This is a genomic window from Pseudomonas sp. MRSN 12121 (genome assembly GCF_000931465.1).
Classification (GTDB): Bacteria; Pseudomonadota; Gammaproteobacteria; order Pseudomonadales; family Pseudomonadaceae; genus Aquipseudomonas.
Window position 1 is genome coordinate 6,263,283 of sequence record NZ_CP010892.1, and the last position, 13,648, is coordinate 6,276,930.

Below are 13,648 nucleotides of genomic sequence, written 5' to 3' on the forward strand. Positions count from 1 at the left end.
ACATGTTCCGGCATGTTCCAGTAGTACCGGAACATTTTGAATTCGCTGGAGCCCCCGTAAATCAAGGGCTCCAGAAAACCAGCTTTCAAATGTTCCGGATGTTCCGGACGTAAGAAGGGACTACACACGTTTTTATTTGCGCGGGGATTCCGCGTCACCACCAGAGAGAGGTAACACCATGCAAGTTCAAGTCATATCCGGCGAGATGGCCACCGGCAAAACAACGCGGCTCCGTGCCATTCAGGCCGAACTGGAACGCCAGGGCTTACCCGCTGAAATCCACGTCGGGGCGAACTGCACCACTCCCTACTTTGTGAACCTGGTCCGCGACCAGGCCATGACCGGAGCCAAGTACTTCCTGGCCGACGACTGCACCCAGTTTCAGATCAAAGCCGTCATGGAGCTGAAAGCACAGGGCCTGCGCTCCGGCATTCCATCCGACTTTGTCATGCACTTGGTGCGCCAAGCGTAAGGGGGAACGAATGATCATTCACTACAGCGCCAATACCTTGGTCGGAGAGCTTCTGTTGCCCTCGACCTACGTCGATATGTGCACGCCCGAAGATCTCGCGGAACTCGCCGCCGCGTCCCATTGGCGGGACCATCCAGAAGAAACCCCGATGCTCGTCACCGTAGTGCATTTGCAGAACGTGGACGGTCACGATTTGGGCTTTTATGAAGTGCGCAGTGAACAGCGCCAGGTATTCACCGCCCGCCAATTGCGGCAGGTGTGAATGAAAGACGGTGTCGAGGAGTTGCAGCTCCCCGACACCAACCACCACAAGAGGAACAGCACAATGCAAGCACAGCACCCAAGCAGCAGCGAACACAAGGCTACCACAGCCCCTACCCAGCCAGCTGGCAACACGTTCAGACCGACGCGGCCGATGTTGGCCATGGCCATGATCGGCGCCGCTCTGATCGGCTACCAGGTGCACAAGAGCCCCGACGCCCGGCAACACCTGGTCAACCTGGCGGACATGGCCTCAAGCCTGGGGGATCTATCAGAACGGGATGCGGCCGTGGTCGCCGATCTGCTGGCAAAACCCATCATGCCGCCCCACATACAGGGAGAAACCCGTTATGTCTTTTGACCCCCAACAGATGCCCTGCAGTAGAACCAAGCCCATCACCGCACACATGCTTGGGATCAGGCTCTGCACCGCGGCCCGCGAAGCCAACCTGGATAGAGAGGAAATGATTCTGCGCGCCTCGATCAATGATCAGTTGTCCTTTGAACTGACGGTGGAAAACTTCCAGGTCAATGACGACGGGGTTCTGATCATCACAGTCCCGGCGGAGGTCATGGCCGGCACCATTGATACCGCCAATGCCGAACAGAAAAGGGGCGAGCCATGCTAATCGATGGCCAAATGATCGCTATCGACGACGCGCAGTACGAGAACGTCCGTCAGCAGCTGCAACTGCCTGCAGGCTATATGCTGGTCGAAGCAACCCGAATGCTCATGCATCAAACCGGCAATGGACTGGTACAGATTCCGCTCCCGCTTGGCTACGTCGTCGGAGCATTCGAAAACCTGGAAGGGCATCGCCAGTACGGGGTTGTCGAGCTGACCAGGCTCAAACACCCCATCTAAACCAACATCTACTTAGGGCGCTTCGGCGCCCTTTTTTGCGGCTGGCCGTACTGCAGGACGAGACATTGAGCAATGCTAATCTGATAAATAGCCGGATAAATCTGAAATCATCTGACTGATTTAAAGATCGCGAAATGATTGCAAAATCGTACAACCCTAGTGAGAAAACCACCCACCCAACTTTGAAATGCAATCAATATATCGATAGAAAACATAACAATGACAACGACGCGCCAGGCTAAATACCTCGGTACAATATTATTATACCGACTCATTTCATATCGACACCTTCGTCACGCTGGCGCGGCGGCGTCTCCGCGCCCTTACATACTTACTTACTTACACATGTACGAAATTAAACTTTCCTGTATTCCTACAAGCCGTTACTCCACGATTCCGTTGGCAGGAGGGTCTAAAAAGCCAAGACGCCAGCAATTGCTAGGCAAAAGCAAGATCACTTGCGTGTCAGAAGCCTTACAAAAAAATAGTTCACAGGATTTTTTGTATTTTTCAAGGGGGTTAAAAACCGCTTGACTCGCCAAATTTGATACCTAAACTTAAAACCATTCGAGAACAGCCAAACATGGACTTTTGCAATGAGTGACGCCCAATCGAAATTGACAGAGCTGATTGATGACGTAGAGAACTTTGGTCATAAGTTCACGTTCTTTGTTCATGCCGTAAGTGGAGACTCACAACTATCAGGGCGCGCTCTTACGGGATTTCTTGAGTGCGGTTTAGAAAGCCTTGAACAGTTCAACGCCATTGAAGAGAAGCTGAAAAGCTACAGGGAAAATTGCATTCCCAACTGATCGAATATTTCACGCTGCTTAGCCCGAGGCATGGCCCGAAGACGGTCGAACAGCAGGCGATCAACCGCCTGCGCCGACGGGCTCAACGTGTGAGAAAAAGTGAGGTTCGCAACCCATGTGTGCCCACAGTGGATCGCATCGGTGCACTGACAGTAGAGCTTCGCAAACTCATTCGACAGATCTTCACGCGACACAATCCGCCCCTTGTTTCCACAAGCCTTGCAGTACACCCGCATCCTCTCCCCTCCCCAAGGTTCCGTTTAAGGCACCATTTTGACACAACATCTTGTGTCTTCAGTGAGTTACGCCCGCTAAATCAAGGATTTTCTCCAGGCACCACGGGATCTCTCCAAGCAATCCGGCGATCGGGCCGCAATGTGTCGTTCAACTGGTTGAACAACTGACAGATCGGCCGGATCTCGTTACTGGTGTAAACGCGATCGATCTTTTCGATATCGCCAAAGCCGGTGCTGTTTTCCGGGATGATGCCGGCCAGCGCAGGGTTCATCCTCCAGGCAGCGATTACGTCATTGCGCGTGATGTTCTTCACCTTCTCCAGCTCGTCCTTGGCCTGGAAGTCACCGACCGGGATGATCTGGATTGCCTTCTCCGTTCCGCCCGGGATGTTCACGAACATCGAGCGGAAGTTGCCCACGCCCTTACTCGCGCTGATCTGCTCGCGCAGGTTGTCCTCGTCTTCTTCCGATAGGTTCGCGTCGTTGGTGTAGAAGATGTACCCCGCATGCGCTCCGTTGCTGTAGTAGCGCCGACGGAACAGCGTCGCCGCCTCATTGAGTAGCAGCGACTGCATGCCGCCCAGGTATTCAGGGATCCCATATACATTCTGTTCGACGTCATAGTTAAGGACGTGCTCGATCTCGTCCTTGTCAAACTCGATCTCCTGCCCGTTCGGCTGCAGCATCACAAACCCGCCATCGACTTTGACGCGCATGTTGATGGCCGGCAGGTGCTCCAGCTCCATGACCTGGCCGAACAGGTTGAAATGGCGCAGGAAATAAGCCTCGCCAAATACAACGAAGTCCAGGAAGGCAGGACCCGCGGTCGCGACACCACAGCCTTGGGACGGGATGAACTCACGCAACAACAGATTGCGCTTGAACCCTGGAATGGCGCCGTGATGAGCATTTGCGCGCAGCAGCTTGGCCAGGCCCTGACGCGATACTGGCGGCGTGTAGATCCGGCCGTTTTCGCTGGCGAAGACGCCCAGGTACTGCCCGATATTCTCTGTCAGCACCTGCTCCGGCGCTCCGAACGAGAACGCCCGTGTGGGCCTTGATTCCTGCTTTACCTGCTGCTTTTTTCGCTGTCTGGCCATTACCTGATCCGGTGATTGCGTAGCGGCTGCGCCGCTGCTTGTTGGTGTTGAGTGGTTCATGGGCCAGGGCGTGCATGATCGCCCAAGCCACGTCTGCATGCCCGGTGGCATCGGTACGTGACGCGCTATAAGTCACCTGGCCGCTATTGGTGGTGCCGCGCTTGATCGTCAAGAACGCCTGGGCGACGTCACTCCAGCCAGCGTCCCATTCGATCCGGCGTCCTTGAATCGTGTCCTGGGCCTTGAGAACCAACGTGTTCTTGGCCTCAAGGCTGTAGTGGATCGGCGTCGCTCGCGGATAGAAATCGCGCACCAGGTCGAACACGCCGTAACCGATGCCAGTCGTGTCGATGCCAATGTGCTGCACGTTAAAGCGCTCGGTGAGCTTTTTGACCTGGGCCGCTTGAAACGTGAACGACTGCCCACGCCAGCTGTGTTTCTCCAGGATCCTGAACTTGGCCCCGGGCTCCAACGGCGGCGCAATAACAACGCACGTGGCGTCGTCTCGGGTACGGCTGGGGTCATACCCAAGCCAGACGGGGCTGTTGCCGTATGGCCGGGCGTCGTCGGGGTCGTAGTCAGTCCACAACGACAGATCCGAATAGCAGCGCTCCAGGTCCGCCAGGGAGAACGCGCTTTGGGTGCTGTCGATGAATTTGCACATGAACAGCTGATCAAAGCGGTCCTCGTCGTTCTCCAGGTGTAGCCGCTCGATGTTGAACAGATTGCAGCCACCGGCCTGGGCGTCCAGAACGGTGATGACCTTGCGCCACTGACCATCGGGGCACAGGGCGCCCTGGTGAATCTCCGCCTCGCTGGGCCAGTCCTTGCCCAGCTTCTTGCCGCGCTTGCTGTTGCGGAACTCTTCGCCTGTCCAGAACGGATAGGCTTCGTGTGTAACGGCGCTCGGCGTCGAGAAGTAGGTTTGCCGCCACTTTTCATGTGCGGCCATACCGCTGGCCACGCCCTGGATCTTGTCGAAACGGGGGATCCAGAAATATTCGTCAACGTAGAGGTGCCCGTGATAGCTCTGCGCCGTGGAGGCGTTGGTGGACAGAAAGCGCAGTTCCGCCCAGGGCTTGCCGTCTTTACTCAAGACGATAGGGTTACCCGTCAGCTCTATATCGAACCACTTGCTGGCGAAGCTGATGATGTAGCTGCGGAACACTTCCGATTGGGCGCGGCTCGCCGACAGAAACAGCTGGTTGTCGCCCGTCAACACCGCATCCATGAAGGCTTCGGCCGCGAAGTAATATGTCAGTCCGACTTGACGGCTTTTCAGGATGTTGCGGATCCGCGCCGTCAGCGGGTTCTGTTTCGCGGCCAGCAACTCCTGCTGGTAGCCGAACATGGTTGAGGTGAATTTCTCTAGGAAATCCACCTCAGTCAGGACGGATATGTCGTTCTTGGCCTTTTTCTCGCGCTTCTTCGTTCCCTTATCGCTACGGTCACGGCGTTCACTCCGGGGCCGACCGCGGCCGTCTTGGTGCTCTGCCGAGGGTTCAACGGCCGGCGTTGGCAATGGCTTTTGCGATTGCGCGGCCAGCCGTCCGCGCAATGTGGTCAGGCGGTCCAGCTCGTCCAGTTCGCCCTTGGTCAAAGTCTCCGACTTTTCCAACAACAGGGTGATTCGCCGGCTGACGGCCGTCAGCGGTTCCTCGTCGGTCAACATGTCATCCCAACCGCCCTGGCGGATCCAGTAGTAGATGATCCGGATGTTTGGCAGGTTGAGCTGCGCCTGAATTTCCCGCGGCTTGTGGCGGCGTAAATAGAGGCGTTTGGCGGCTTCTTTAACTTCTGTCGAGTAATACATGGGCCGCAGTCTATGCGGCGAAAACACCAGGAACGCGCAGTTAAATTCCGCAATTCTCCTAGAACGCAAATATAGGAGAACAGCGGATTTGAATCGTTTGTTTGACCTCCTGCAGCTCCCTATCGTGGCGGCACCAACCACCGATAGCGCAGTTAACACCCATGCCACGCTCCCTTGTTTCGTTCTGGAAACGTGTCGCAACTAGCGGCATGACCGCCGATGGTCGCGAGATCCCTGCCCAGGACCTGCGCGATATCGCCGAGACCTACAAAGCCTCTTTCTATACAGCTGTAATCTGGTGCGACCACGAACGCTGGCCTGGTTCCCATGGCACGGTATACGCCGTGCGCCTGGTCGAGGACGGCGAAGATTTGCAGCCTGGTGAAGTGGCTCTGGAAGCCCAGCTAAAGCCCAACGATCAGTTGCTCTACCTGAATGATCGCGGCCAGAAGCTGTTCACCAGCATCGAAATCACCCCGAACTTTCGAGGCACCGGCAAGGCATACCTGACCGGCCTGGGCGTCACCGACGAACCCGCAAGCGTCGGCACCCAGGAACTGTACTTTTCGAAGCGCTCCAACAAGACCTCTTACTACGCCGCGTCAGTAGCCATGGGCTCGTTCCGTGACGCCCAACCCCAGGGTGAAATCGGCCGGCTTGCGGCCATGTTCACCAGCTTGTTCAAGCGCTTCGGCCTCGAAGAATCCCCCGCAACCCCGCAACCCCCAACCGAGAGCACACCCCGAATGGATGAAGCTACAGCCAAAGCGCTGCAGGCACTGCTGGAGCAGCTGTTGCTGGTCGCTGCCGGCATTCAAGCAGTAATTGAGCCCGCCACCGAAGACGCCGACGAACCCGACCAGGCACCGATCGATGATGTCGAGAGCGCCGTTGCCGAGATTGTCGAGCAGGCCGCCGCCGATCGCGAATTTGCCCGCCGTGGTAACACCGACAAGCGCCTGGCCAACATCGAGTCGCTGCTGACCAAAGCTTTCAGCACCGTCAAAACCCGCCAGGTGCCACGCACCACCGGCGCTGCCAAGCCGGCCAAGAAGCGGGTGGTCTGACATGAGCAAAGCACTGTCCACTCACGCCCTGAACCAGTATTGCCTGCTGCGCCTGGCGATCGCCGAGGCATATAGCGTTGATGACGCCAGCCAGCAATTCAGCGTCGAACCGTCCGTTGCCCAGGAGCTGAACGACAAGATCACGGAAAAATCGGACTTCCTGGGCCGAATCAACGTGATTGGCGTGTCGGAGATCAAGGGCGAAAAGGTCATGCTCGGAGTGTCCGGTCCGGTCACCAGCCGCACCAACACCAAGACTACTGACCGCGAGGCTCGGGACGTTTCCAGCCTGGACGGCATCGGGTACGAGCTGTTTCCGACCGAATCCGATGTAGGCCTGCCCTACGCCAAGATCGATGCCTGGGCGAAGTTCCCAGACTTTGCCGAACGCTACGCCGCTGCTGTTCAACGCCAGATCGCGCTCGACCGGATCATGATCGGCTGGCACGGCACCCATGCTGCGCCGCAGACCGACCTGAAAGCCTTTCCGATGCTTGAGGACGTGAACAAGGGCTGGCTGCAGATCGCCCGCGAGCAGATCCCAGCCCAAGTGCTGAAAGAAGGCAAGACCGCTGGCAAGGTCACCCTCGGCGTAGGTGGCGACTACGCCAACCTTGATGAGCTGGTGCACGACGTCAAGCAGATGATCGATCCGGTGCACCGCGACGCCGGCGACCTGATCGCCATCATCGGTAGTGACCTGCTGGCCCATGACAAGGGCAAGCTGTACGCCAAACAAGGCGATACCCCGACTGAGAAAGAGCGCATCGAAGGCGCCCAGGTAATCGCAACCTACGGCGGCCTGCCGAGCTTCATCGTGCCGTTCTTCCCTGTGAACGGGGTGGTGGTCACGAGCTGGGACAACCTTTCGATCTACTACCAGGACAGCAGCTGGCGCCGCCAGTTGATCGAGAACCCGAAACGTTCGCGCACTGAGGACTACAACAGCCGCAACGAGGGCTACGTGATCGAGCAGCTTGAGAAATTCGCGGCAGCTGAAAACGTTGAAGCACTACCATCCCCAGCGCCAGCGCCTCAGCCATGAGCCTTGCACTCCAGCACAAGCGGCGGACCCTGGCCCTGGGTCCGGTTTCCTTCGACGTCGGCGTGGTAGCGGCCTACTCGGCCGACACCGCCTTGAGCAGTCCCGCGAACGCCCAGAAGCACCTGCAGCTGATGCTGTCGGCCCTGGACGTGGACCTGGACCGTATCAGCGCGATCAACAGCCGAGACGACCGGCAACGGCTCAAGCGCGATGAGCTGCTCCCCAAGTACAGCGACTACGTGACGCGCTACCGGGAAAGCGGCCTGAACTACCCCAACCCGGTGTTGATGCAAGTCCTGGTGTGGTTGTTCGACACCGTGCAGTTCGAAGAGGGCCTGGAACTTGCCAACTTCGCGATCGAGCAGGGCCAGGCCATGCCGGAGCGCTTCAACCGCGACGTGCCGACCTTTGTTGCTGACGAGCTGATCGATTGGGCCGAGGCCGAATATAAGGCCGGCCGCAGCCCTGAGCCCTATGTCTCAAACCTGCTGACTTGGGTAGACGGTCGCTGGGATCTGTTCGAACGCATCCCGGCCCGCTACCACAAGCTGCTTGGCATCTTGGCCATCGATGCCAAGGATTGGGCGAAAGCCATCACTCACTTTGAACGTGCCACCGAGCTTTACAAAGAAATTGGCGTAGGGACGCGCCTGGAAGGTGCCCGCAGGGCACTGGCCAAAGAACAGGCCTCGAAGGCCACCGAATAACCGACTCCCCCCCCCAGCGGGAACCCGTGAAACGAGTCAGCCATTTATGGCCCGCCCCGTTGAAACGGTGTTTCCCGCCCTATTTGAGCGGCCAGCAATGAGTTTTTCCGGGAAACCCACCACCTTTGTGGATCAGAAGATCGAGAACGACGGCTTTTGGCCCGACCTGTCGCTGTCTGAGCTGCAGAAAGAACAGCGCCTGCCGGCGGAGTTCCTGGTGGAACTGATGGCTGACGCTGTAACCATGGCCATGATCGAGGTCAACGACGACCTGGCCAAATTGAAAGCCCGCTGGCAGGCCGCCGGCATCGACAACGTCGAAACCGCGGACTCCAGGCTGCTGCCTGAGCGATCCCACAAGGTCAGGCTCTACAAGCGTGCTGTCTACTGCCGCACCAAAGCCAGCGCCCTGCAGCAGTTTGCCACCGTCACCCGCCGCGAAAGCGCCGAGAACACCGGCAAGGAAGCCCCTGAGCGCGAATCCACGTTCTTGGCTTTCAGCCAACAGGCCGTGCGCGCCCTGCAGGGCCGTGGCCGCATCACGGCGGCGCTGTTATGACCAAGCTGCAGGCGCTGACCGCCTATCTCCTGGAACGCCGCCTGGTCGAGCCTGAACAGCTCGACAGTTGGACGGAGCAGGTAACGCTGGAACTGGTTTGGAAACCCGACCTGGACGGCATGCACCTGGGCGACATGCGCTACCGCGCCGCGCTCGTCCTGGAGCGCTTCGCCGACCACCCGGCGCGGCTGATGGCCCTCATTGGCAGTTGGCTGGAAACCCACGATCCGGAACGCGATCGGCATGCACTACCCGCGCCGCTGTTCGCCGTCGAGCCCCAGGACAACGACTTGTTCGAGGTGGACATAACCCTGGAGTTCGTCGAACCGCAATACCTTTCCGAGGATCCTGCAGGCGAGATCGAGGCCTTCGGCAAGACCTGGGCTTTCGTCCCGTTTGATCTGTGGGTTGCCGAGCATGGCGAGGTGGCCACCGATGGCTGAACGTAGTGCGTTCACACTCGACGCACGCGGCCAGCTGGGCGTGCGTGAGCAGCTGGCGCTGCTGAGCCTGCCGCCGCAACTTCGGCGCCGGCTGCTGAACCAGGTAACCAAGCGCGTGCGGACGATGAGCCGTAAGCGCGTGCGCGACCAGCAGAACCTGGACGGCTCGCCTTTCGCACCGCGCAAGGGCGACGGCAAGGGCAAAAAGAAGATGGAAGCCGGCCTGGCCAAGCTGATGTTGGTCACTCGCCTGAGCGCCGACGAAGCCGAACTGGGCTGGCGAAACGCCCTGACCCGTTGGGTCGCCGCCCAACAGCACAACGGCGTCAGCGAACGTCGCACCGCGGCGCAGATGCGCCGCTGGAACAAGACACCCCCAGGCCTGGCGGCCACCGACAAGCAGGCCAAGCGCCTGCGCCGGTTGGGCTTTCGCGTGCGCCAGGCTGGCAAAAAGACCCTGACCCGGCCGTCAGTGGCCTGGATTCAGGAGCATGTGAGCTACGCCAAGGCCGGGCTGCTGATCCGCATCCTGGACGACGAACGTCGCGAGTCCACCGGCGCGCAGAGCTGGGAAATCACTCTGCCGAAACGCCAGTTCATCGGCGTGAACACCCAACGCGACACCAGCCTGTTGGTTAACCAGGTGTTGCAACAAATCCTCAATTCCCCCCGCTAACGAGGCACTGCATGGCACTCGGTCAAGTCACCGTCGACAATCTCAATCTGGGCCAGGGTGCCGTTAAAGAGATTGAGCGCTATTTCCTTTTCATCGGCCCTGCCAGTAAGAACGTCGGTCAGTTCATCCCGCTGAACACCGATAGCGACCTGGACACTGCCCTGGGCATTCCGGCCAGCGACCTGAAAACCCAAATCACCGCCGCCCGTCTCAACGGTGGCCAGCGCTGGGCGTGCATTGCCGCGCCGATCGGCATCGAGGGCGAATGGGCCCCGGCGCTGGAGAAGGCCCAGCAGCAAGGGTTCTCGGTCGAGGCCGTGGTGATTACAAAGCCGGTGACCACGGCCGCCGAGCTATCGGCCATGCATGACGCCGCCATAGCCCTGAACAATACCTATGGCCGCCGTGTGTTCGTCATGGCATCCACTGCCGGCATCACTGCAGAACAGACCTGGTCGCAATACGTGACCGGACAAAAGGCCCTGGTGGCCAACCTATTGGCGCCGCGCGTCCTGGTCGTGCCGCAACTGCATGGCAATGACCTGGGCGTGCTGGCCGGGCGCCTGGCCAATGCGACGGTCAGCATTGCTGACAGCCCGATGCGCGTGGCCACCGGCGCGGTGCTGGGCCTGGGCTCGGTGCCGGTCGATGGAGAAAAAGTGCCTCTGCCGTCGGCGGTGCGCAGCGAGCTGGACCGGGCCCGGTACTCGGTGTCGCAGACCTATCCCGACTATGAGGGCGTGTATTGGGGCGACGGCAACATGCTGGACAGCGATGCCAGCGACTACCAGGTCGTGGAATACCTGCGCATCACTGACAAGACCGCTCGCCTGATCCGTCCGCTGCTGATCCGTCGCGTAGCCGATCGCCGCTTGAACAACACCCCCAACAGCATTGCGGTCAACACCAACCAGCTGATGGCGCCGATGCGTGCCATGGCCAAGTCCACCACCTTTGCGGGCCAGGTGTTCCCCGGCGATATCGAACCACCGAAGGACGGCGACCTGGTGCTGAACTGGCTGAGCAAAACCAAGGTCGTGGCCTTCTTCAAGATCCGGCCCCTCAACTGCCCAAAGGACCTGCAGGCGAACATCGCCCTGGACCTTTCCAACGACAAAACGGAGTAACGCCCCATGGCAAAAATTGGCGGCAAGAACTTCGACGTGAGCCTGGGCGACCTCTCGCTACACGTCGAAAGCTGCACATTGGACATTACCGACAACTCGGCAGTGGCCCAAACCCGGGGCGTGCCCGATGGCTACGTGGATGGGGACGTGACGGCGGCCGGCGAAATGGAGCTGGACACCACCAATTTCAATGTGCTGATCGACGCGGCGCGCTCGGCGGGCAGCTTCCGCGCCCTGAAACCCTTTGACGCGGTGTTTTTCGCCAAGGCTGGCGAGGACGAGGAACTGCGCGTGGAGGCCTTCGGCTGCCGGGTGAAGCTGTCCAGCCTGCTGTCGATCGACCCGAAAGGCGGCGAGAAGAGCAAACACAAGGTGCCATTCGACGTCACAAGTCCGGACTTCATCCAGATTAACGGCGTTCCGTACCTCGACGCGGCCGAGATCGAGGGGCTGCGCTGATGGTGTGCCCGTTCGACCGCGCCCAGGCCTTGGAGCAACGCCAACGTGACCAGGCGATCGCCGCCCAATTGGCCCAGCCGCGCCCGAGCGGGCCCAGCCATACCCATTGCCTGGACTGTGACGACCCTATTCCGGAGAAGCGCCAGGCCCTGGGCGGAATGATCCGATGCGTGCCCTGCCAGACCCTTTTCGAGCGTACCGCACGATGACCACCCGCCTGCAGAAAACGAAAATGGAGATCCGCATGGCTCTCTTGGAACAGCGCCTGGACGACCTGGTTTCACATCATGAATCAGTGCCCGGGCGCGTCACGCGCCTGGAAAGCGAGTTCAAGCAGTTCACTGCTGAGCTGGCCGCCCTGAACGAGGGCCAGCGCGTTCTGACCGCCACTGTGGCCGACATTGGCACCAAGGTCACCCGTGTACTGGCCATTATCTCTGTACTGGCTGTGGTCGCGCAGATGGTCGTGCCGGTGCTGCTCCGGATGGTGTTCCCATGAGCCTGCGCCAGAAGATCCTCGCCGGCACCCTCGGCCTGGTCCTGGGCAGCGGCACGCTGATGGCGTTTCTCGGCAAATGGGAAGGCGAAGGCCAGAACGTCGTATACGCCGACAAGCTGGCCCGGGGCCTGCCGACTGTCTGCAAAGGCATCACCAGGTACACCAGCCCTTACCCTGTGATCGTTGGCGACTACTGGTCGCCGGCGCGCTGCGCCGAGGTGGAACAACTGGTGGTCGAGAAGGGCCAGTTGGCCCTGGCGGACTGCCTGGATAACCCACGGATCAGCCAGAACACCTTCGACGCCCTGAGCAGTCATGCCCACAACGTGGGCGTGGCCAACACCTGCGCGAGCCGTGCCGTTGGCCTGGTCAACGCTGGCCGTATCGCTGACGGCTGCAGGGCGATCGCCTGGGCACCTAACGGCAAAACGCCGGTGTGGGCATTCGTCACCGACGCCCGAGGCCGCAAGCAGTTCGTTCAAGGCCTGCACAACCGCCGGCTGGACGAGATGGGGCTGTGCTTGAAATGACTTTTTCACCGTGGCGCCTGGCGCTGTTCGCGTTGGTGGCTGGCCTGCTGCTGTGGGCCGCCTTCGACTGGCTGACCGACCAGGTCGACGAGGCCCAGCGCGAGCGCGACCAGGCGCGATACGAACGGGACGGCCTGCGCGAGGCAGCCCGCCTCAGTGGCGAGTTGCTCGCTGAGCGTGACGCCATCGACCGTCAACGAACCCAGGAACTGACCCATGAACGCAATCAAAACCTGCTGCTACAGCGTGCTGTTGACGCTGGCCATCAGCGGCTGCTCGTCAAAGCCGCTTGTTCAACCCGGGGCACCACTGATCCCGGAGCCGGCGGCCTGGCTGATGCAGGATCCGCCGAACTCACTGCAGACGCTCGATCGGATTATTTCACCCTCCGCGATCAGCTCGCCCTCAGTCGGCAAATGATCCTCGGCCTGCAGGGCCACGTCCGTGTCCTGCAGGACTACGTCCGTCGTGCCTGCGGGCGCTGATTCACCCCTTTCATTCAATCCAATAGGAGCAACACCCATGACCGAACGCACCGAAATCACCCTGGAAGTCGGCGAACAAGAATTCACCTTCACCCTGACCCCGGCGGACGTGACCAAGTATTTCAACGCGCTGACCCAGAACAACAAGGTTGCCCCGGGCAACAACCTGATGATGACCACCGTTGCCCAGGATCAGCGCGCCACCCTGAAACCGCTGTTGGCCAACCCGGTGATGGTGATGCAACTGGCCGGCGCGCTCCTCGAGGAGTACGCACCGAACGTTGAGGTGATCGTAAAAAAGCGCTCGAGCACGCCGAGCGCCTGACCGAAAACGGCCTGGGCCAGCTGATGGCCCTGACAAACCGCTGGCTACCTGGTGCCGAGCCCACGCCCGAGGCGATGGGCACGGCCAAGTGGCTGGAGGACGAATACTGGAGACGCATGGAGTTTGCCGTGGCTAGCGGCATCGCCCTTGCGCTGAACGGGTAACGA

General features: G+C 59.8%; 23 protein-coding genes. 20 read left to right on the plus strand and 3 right to left on the minus strand.

The window, feature by feature from the left end; all coding sequences use genetic code 11:
* Positions 1–178 precede the first annotated feature (178 nt).
* The 6 genes from TO66_RS28560 (at position 179) to TO66_RS33530 (ending at position 2,410) form a co-directional block, all read left to right on the plus strand.
* Complete coding sequence (locus TO66_RS28560) at positions 179–472, plus strand: hypothetical protein (RefSeq protein WP_044465386.1); 294 nt, start codon at positions 179–181, stop codon at positions 470–472.
* 10 nt (positions 473–482) lie between these two features.
* On the plus strand, positions 483–734 hold the full coding sequence (locus tag TO66_RS28565; protein WP_044465387.1) for a hypothetical protein: 252 nt from the start codon (positions 483–485) through the stop codon (positions 732–734).
* Positions 735–1,094, plus strand: a complete 360-nt coding sequence (locus tag TO66_RS28570; protein ID WP_310732169.1) for a hypothetical protein — start codon at positions 735–737, stop codon at positions 1,092–1,094. It begins immediately after the preceding gene.
* The gene (locus tag TO66_RS28575) at positions 1,084–1,362 is read left to right on the plus strand and encodes a hypothetical protein (RefSeq protein ID WP_044465388.1); all 279 of its coding nucleotides are present in this window, start codon (positions 1,084–1,086) and stop codon (positions 1,360–1,362) included. The genes TO66_RS28570 and TO66_RS28575 overlap by 11 nt, the downstream gene beginning before the upstream one ends.
* 11 nt (positions 1,363–1,373) lie before the next feature.
* Entirely contained in the window at positions 1,374–1,598 is a 225-nt protein-coding gene (locus tag TO66_RS28580; RefSeq protein ID WP_156162104.1) for a hypothetical protein, read from the plus strand.
* Between the two features lie 596 nt (positions 1,599–2,194).
* Positions 2,195–2,410 (plus strand): hypothetical protein, encoded by a 216-nt coding sequence (locus TO66_RS33530; protein WP_156162105.1) that lies wholly within the window; start codon positions 2,195–2,197, stop codon positions 2,408–2,410.
* Here the strand turns inward: TO66_RS33530 and TO66_RS28585 are convergent.
* The 3 genes from TO66_RS28585 to TO66_RS28595 all read right to left on the minus strand — a co-directional run bounded on the left by TO66_RS28585 (position 2,383) and on the right by TO66_RS28595 (position 5,559).
* Positions 2,383–2,646, minus strand: coding sequence for an ogr/Delta-like zinc finger family protein (locus TO66_RS28585; RefSeq protein WP_044465390.1), 264 nt, complete (start codon positions 2,644–2,646; stop codon positions 2,383–2,385). The genes TO66_RS33530 and TO66_RS28585 overlap by 28 nt on opposite strands.
* An 80-nt stretch (positions 2,647–2,726) precedes the next feature.
* Positions 2,727–3,608, minus strand: a complete 882-nt coding sequence (locus TO66_RS28590; RefSeq protein ID WP_256243835.1) for a phage portal protein — start codon at positions 3,606–3,608, stop codon at positions 2,727–2,729.
* Entirely contained in the window at positions 3,505–5,559 is a 2,055-nt protein-coding gene (locus TO66_RS28595; protein ID WP_044465391.1) for a terminase large subunit domain-containing protein, read from the minus strand. Before TO66_RS28595 ends, TO66_RS28590 begins: the two co-directional genes overlap by 104 nt.
* Positions 5,560–5,720: 161 nt before the next feature.
* On the opposite strand from TO66_RS28595, the gene TO66_RS28600 reads away from it, so the two are divergent.
* From TO66_RS28600 to TO66_RS34360, 14 genes are all read left to right on the plus strand, one after another.
* Positions 5,721–6,626 (plus strand): GPO family capsid scaffolding protein, encoded by a 906-nt coding sequence (locus tag TO66_RS28600; RefSeq protein ID WP_044465392.1) that lies wholly within the window; start codon positions 5,721–5,723, stop codon positions 6,624–6,626.
* Position 6,627: 1 nt separating this feature from the next.
* On the plus strand, positions 6,628–7,671 hold the full coding sequence (locus TO66_RS28605; protein ID WP_044465393.1) for a phage major capsid protein, P2 family: 1,044 nt from the start codon (positions 6,628–6,630) through the stop codon (positions 7,669–7,671).
* Positions 7,668–8,378, plus strand: a complete 711-nt coding sequence (gpM, locus tag TO66_RS28610) for a phage terminase small subunit (protein WP_044465394.1) — start codon at positions 7,668–7,670, stop codon at positions 8,376–8,378. Before TO66_RS28605 ends, gpM begins: the two co-directional genes overlap by 4 nt.
* 97 nt (positions 8,379–8,475) lie before the next feature.
* Positions 8,476–8,937, plus strand: coding sequence for a head completion/stabilization protein (locus TO66_RS28615; protein ID WP_044465395.1), 462 nt, complete (start codon positions 8,476–8,478; stop codon positions 8,935–8,937).
* Positions 8,934–9,380: a phage tail protein gene (locus TO66_RS28620; RefSeq protein ID WP_044465396.1), complete on the plus strand. Its 447-nt coding sequence runs from the start codon at positions 8,934–8,936 to the stop codon at positions 9,378–9,380. The genes TO66_RS28615 and TO66_RS28620 overlap by 4 nt, the downstream gene beginning before the upstream one ends.
* Positions 9,373–10,056: a phage virion morphogenesis protein gene (locus tag TO66_RS28625; RefSeq protein ID WP_044465397.1), complete on the plus strand. Its 684-nt coding sequence runs from the start codon at positions 9,373–9,375 to the stop codon at positions 10,054–10,056. The genes TO66_RS28620 and TO66_RS28625 overlap by 8 nt, the downstream gene beginning before the upstream one ends.
* An 11-nt stretch (positions 10,057–10,067) precedes the next feature.
* Complete coding sequence (locus tag TO66_RS28630; protein WP_044465398.1) at positions 10,068–11,183, plus strand: DUF2586 domain-containing protein; 1,116 nt, start codon at positions 10,068–10,070, stop codon at positions 11,181–11,183.
* A gap of 6 nt (positions 11,184–11,189) precedes the next feature.
* On the plus strand, positions 11,190–11,642 hold the full coding sequence (locus TO66_RS28635; RefSeq protein ID WP_044465399.1) for a phage protein: 453 nt from the start codon (positions 11,190–11,192) through the stop codon (positions 11,640–11,642).
* Positions 11,642–11,851, plus strand: a complete 210-nt coding sequence (locus tag TO66_RS28640; RefSeq protein WP_044465400.1) for a TraR/DksA family transcriptional regulator — start codon at positions 11,642–11,644, stop codon at positions 11,849–11,851. The genes TO66_RS28635 and TO66_RS28640 overlap by 1 nt, the downstream gene beginning before the upstream one ends.
* Positions 11,848–12,141 carry a hypothetical protein gene (locus TO66_RS28645; protein WP_044465401.1) on the plus strand — a complete coding sequence of 98 codons (294 nt, stop codon included), beginning with the start codon at positions 11,848–11,850 and terminating at the stop codon, positions 12,139–12,141. Before TO66_RS28640 ends, TO66_RS28645 begins: the two co-directional genes overlap by 4 nt.
* On the plus strand, positions 12,138–12,671 hold the full coding sequence (locus TO66_RS28650; RefSeq protein WP_044465402.1) for a lysozyme: 534 nt from the start codon (positions 12,138–12,140) through the stop codon (positions 12,669–12,671). The genes TO66_RS28645 and TO66_RS28650 overlap by 4 nt, the downstream gene beginning before the upstream one ends.
* Positions 12,668–13,156, plus strand: coding sequence for a lysis system i-spanin subunit Rz (locus TO66_RS28655; protein ID WP_044465403.1), 489 nt, complete (start codon positions 12,668–12,670; stop codon positions 13,154–13,156). The genes TO66_RS28650 and TO66_RS28655 overlap by 4 nt, the downstream gene beginning before the upstream one ends.
* 37 nt (positions 13,157–13,193) lie before the next feature.
* Complete coding sequence (locus TO66_RS28660) at positions 13,194–13,481, plus strand: putative phage tail assembly chaperone (protein WP_044465404.1); 288 nt, start codon at positions 13,194–13,196, stop codon at positions 13,479–13,481.
* A gap of 23 nt (positions 13,482–13,504) precedes the next feature.
* Positions 13,505–13,645, plus strand: a complete 141-nt coding sequence (locus TO66_RS34360) for a DUF6890 family protein (RefSeq protein ID WP_044465405.1) — start codon at positions 13,505–13,507, stop codon at positions 13,643–13,645.
* The last annotated feature ends 3 nt before the right edge of the window (positions 13,646–13,648 follow it).

Bases quoted from the DNA above. Each gene is read 5' to 3' on its own strand.
- TO66_RS28560 (WP_044465386.1), top strand. From the start codon at position 179: ATGCAAGTTCAAGTCATATCCGGCGAGATGGCCACCGGCAAAACAACG.
- TO66_RS28565 (WP_044465387.1), top strand. From the start codon at position 483: ATGATCATTCACTACAGCGCCAATACCTTGGTCGGAGAGCTTCTGTTG.
- TO66_RS28570 (WP_310732169.1), top strand. From the start codon at position 735: ATGAAAGACGGTGTCGAGGAGTTGCAGCTCCCCGACACCAACCACCAC.
- TO66_RS28575 (WP_044465388.1), top strand. From the start codon at position 1,084: ATGTCTTTTGACCCCCAACAGATGCCCTGCAGTAGAACCAAGCCCATC.
- TO66_RS28580 (WP_156162104.1), top strand. From the start codon at position 1,374: ATGATCGCTATCGACGACGCGCAGTACGAGAACGTCCGTCAGCAGCTG.
- TO66_RS33530 (WP_156162105.1), top strand. From the start codon at position 2,195: ATGAGTGACGCCCAATCGAAATTGACAGAGCTGATTGATGACGTAGAG.
- TO66_RS28585 (WP_044465390.1), bottom strand. From the start codon at position 2,646: ATGCGGGTGTACTGCAAGGCTTGTGGAAACAAGGGGCGGATTGTGTCG.
- TO66_RS28595 (WP_044465391.1), bottom strand. From the start codon at position 5,559: ATGTATTACTCGACAGAAGTTAAAGAAGCCGCCAAACGCCTCTATTTA.
- TO66_RS28600 (WP_044465392.1), top strand. From the start codon at position 5,721: ATGCCACGCTCCCTTGTTTCGTTCTGGAAACGTGTCGCAACTAGCGGC.
- TO66_RS28605 (WP_044465393.1), top strand. From the start codon at position 6,628: ATGAGCAAAGCACTGTCCACTCACGCCCTGAACCAGTATTGCCTGCTG.
- gpM (WP_044465394.1), top strand. From the start codon at position 7,668: ATGAGCCTTGCACTCCAGCACAAGCGGCGGACCCTGGCCCTGGGTCCG.
- TO66_RS28615 (WP_044465395.1), top strand. From the start codon at position 8,476: ATGAGTTTTTCCGGGAAACCCACCACCTTTGTGGATCAGAAGATCGAG.
- TO66_RS28620 (WP_044465396.1), top strand. From the start codon at position 8,934: ATGACCAAGCTGCAGGCGCTGACCGCCTATCTCCTGGAACGCCGCCTG.
- TO66_RS28625 (WP_044465397.1), top strand. From the start codon at position 9,373: ATGGCTGAACGTAGTGCGTTCACACTCGACGCACGCGGCCAGCTGGGC.
- TO66_RS28630 (WP_044465398.1), top strand. From the start codon at position 10,068: ATGGCACTCGGTCAAGTCACCGTCGACAATCTCAATCTGGGCCAGGGT.
- TO66_RS28635 (WP_044465399.1), top strand. From the start codon at position 11,190: ATGGCAAAAATTGGCGGCAAGAACTTCGACGTGAGCCTGGGCGACCTC.
- TO66_RS28640 (WP_044465400.1), top strand. From the start codon at position 11,642: ATGGTGTGCCCGTTCGACCGCGCCCAGGCCTTGGAGCAACGCCAACGT.
- TO66_RS28645 (WP_044465401.1), top strand. From the start codon at position 11,848: ATGACCACCCGCCTGCAGAAAACGAAAATGGAGATCCGCATGGCTCTC.
- TO66_RS28650 (WP_044465402.1), top strand. From the start codon at position 12,138: ATGAGCCTGCGCCAGAAGATCCTCGCCGGCACCCTCGGCCTGGTCCTG.
- TO66_RS28655 (WP_044465403.1), top strand. From the start codon at position 12,668: ATGACTTTTTCACCGTGGCGCCTGGCGCTGTTCGCGTTGGTGGCTGGC.
- TO66_RS28660 (WP_044465404.1), top strand. From the start codon at position 13,194: ATGACCGAACGCACCGAAATCACCCTGGAAGTCGGCGAACAAGAATTC.
- TO66_RS34360 (WP_044465405.1), top strand. From the start codon at position 13,505: ATGGCCCTGACAAACCGCTGGCTACCTGGTGCCGAGCCCACGCCCGAG.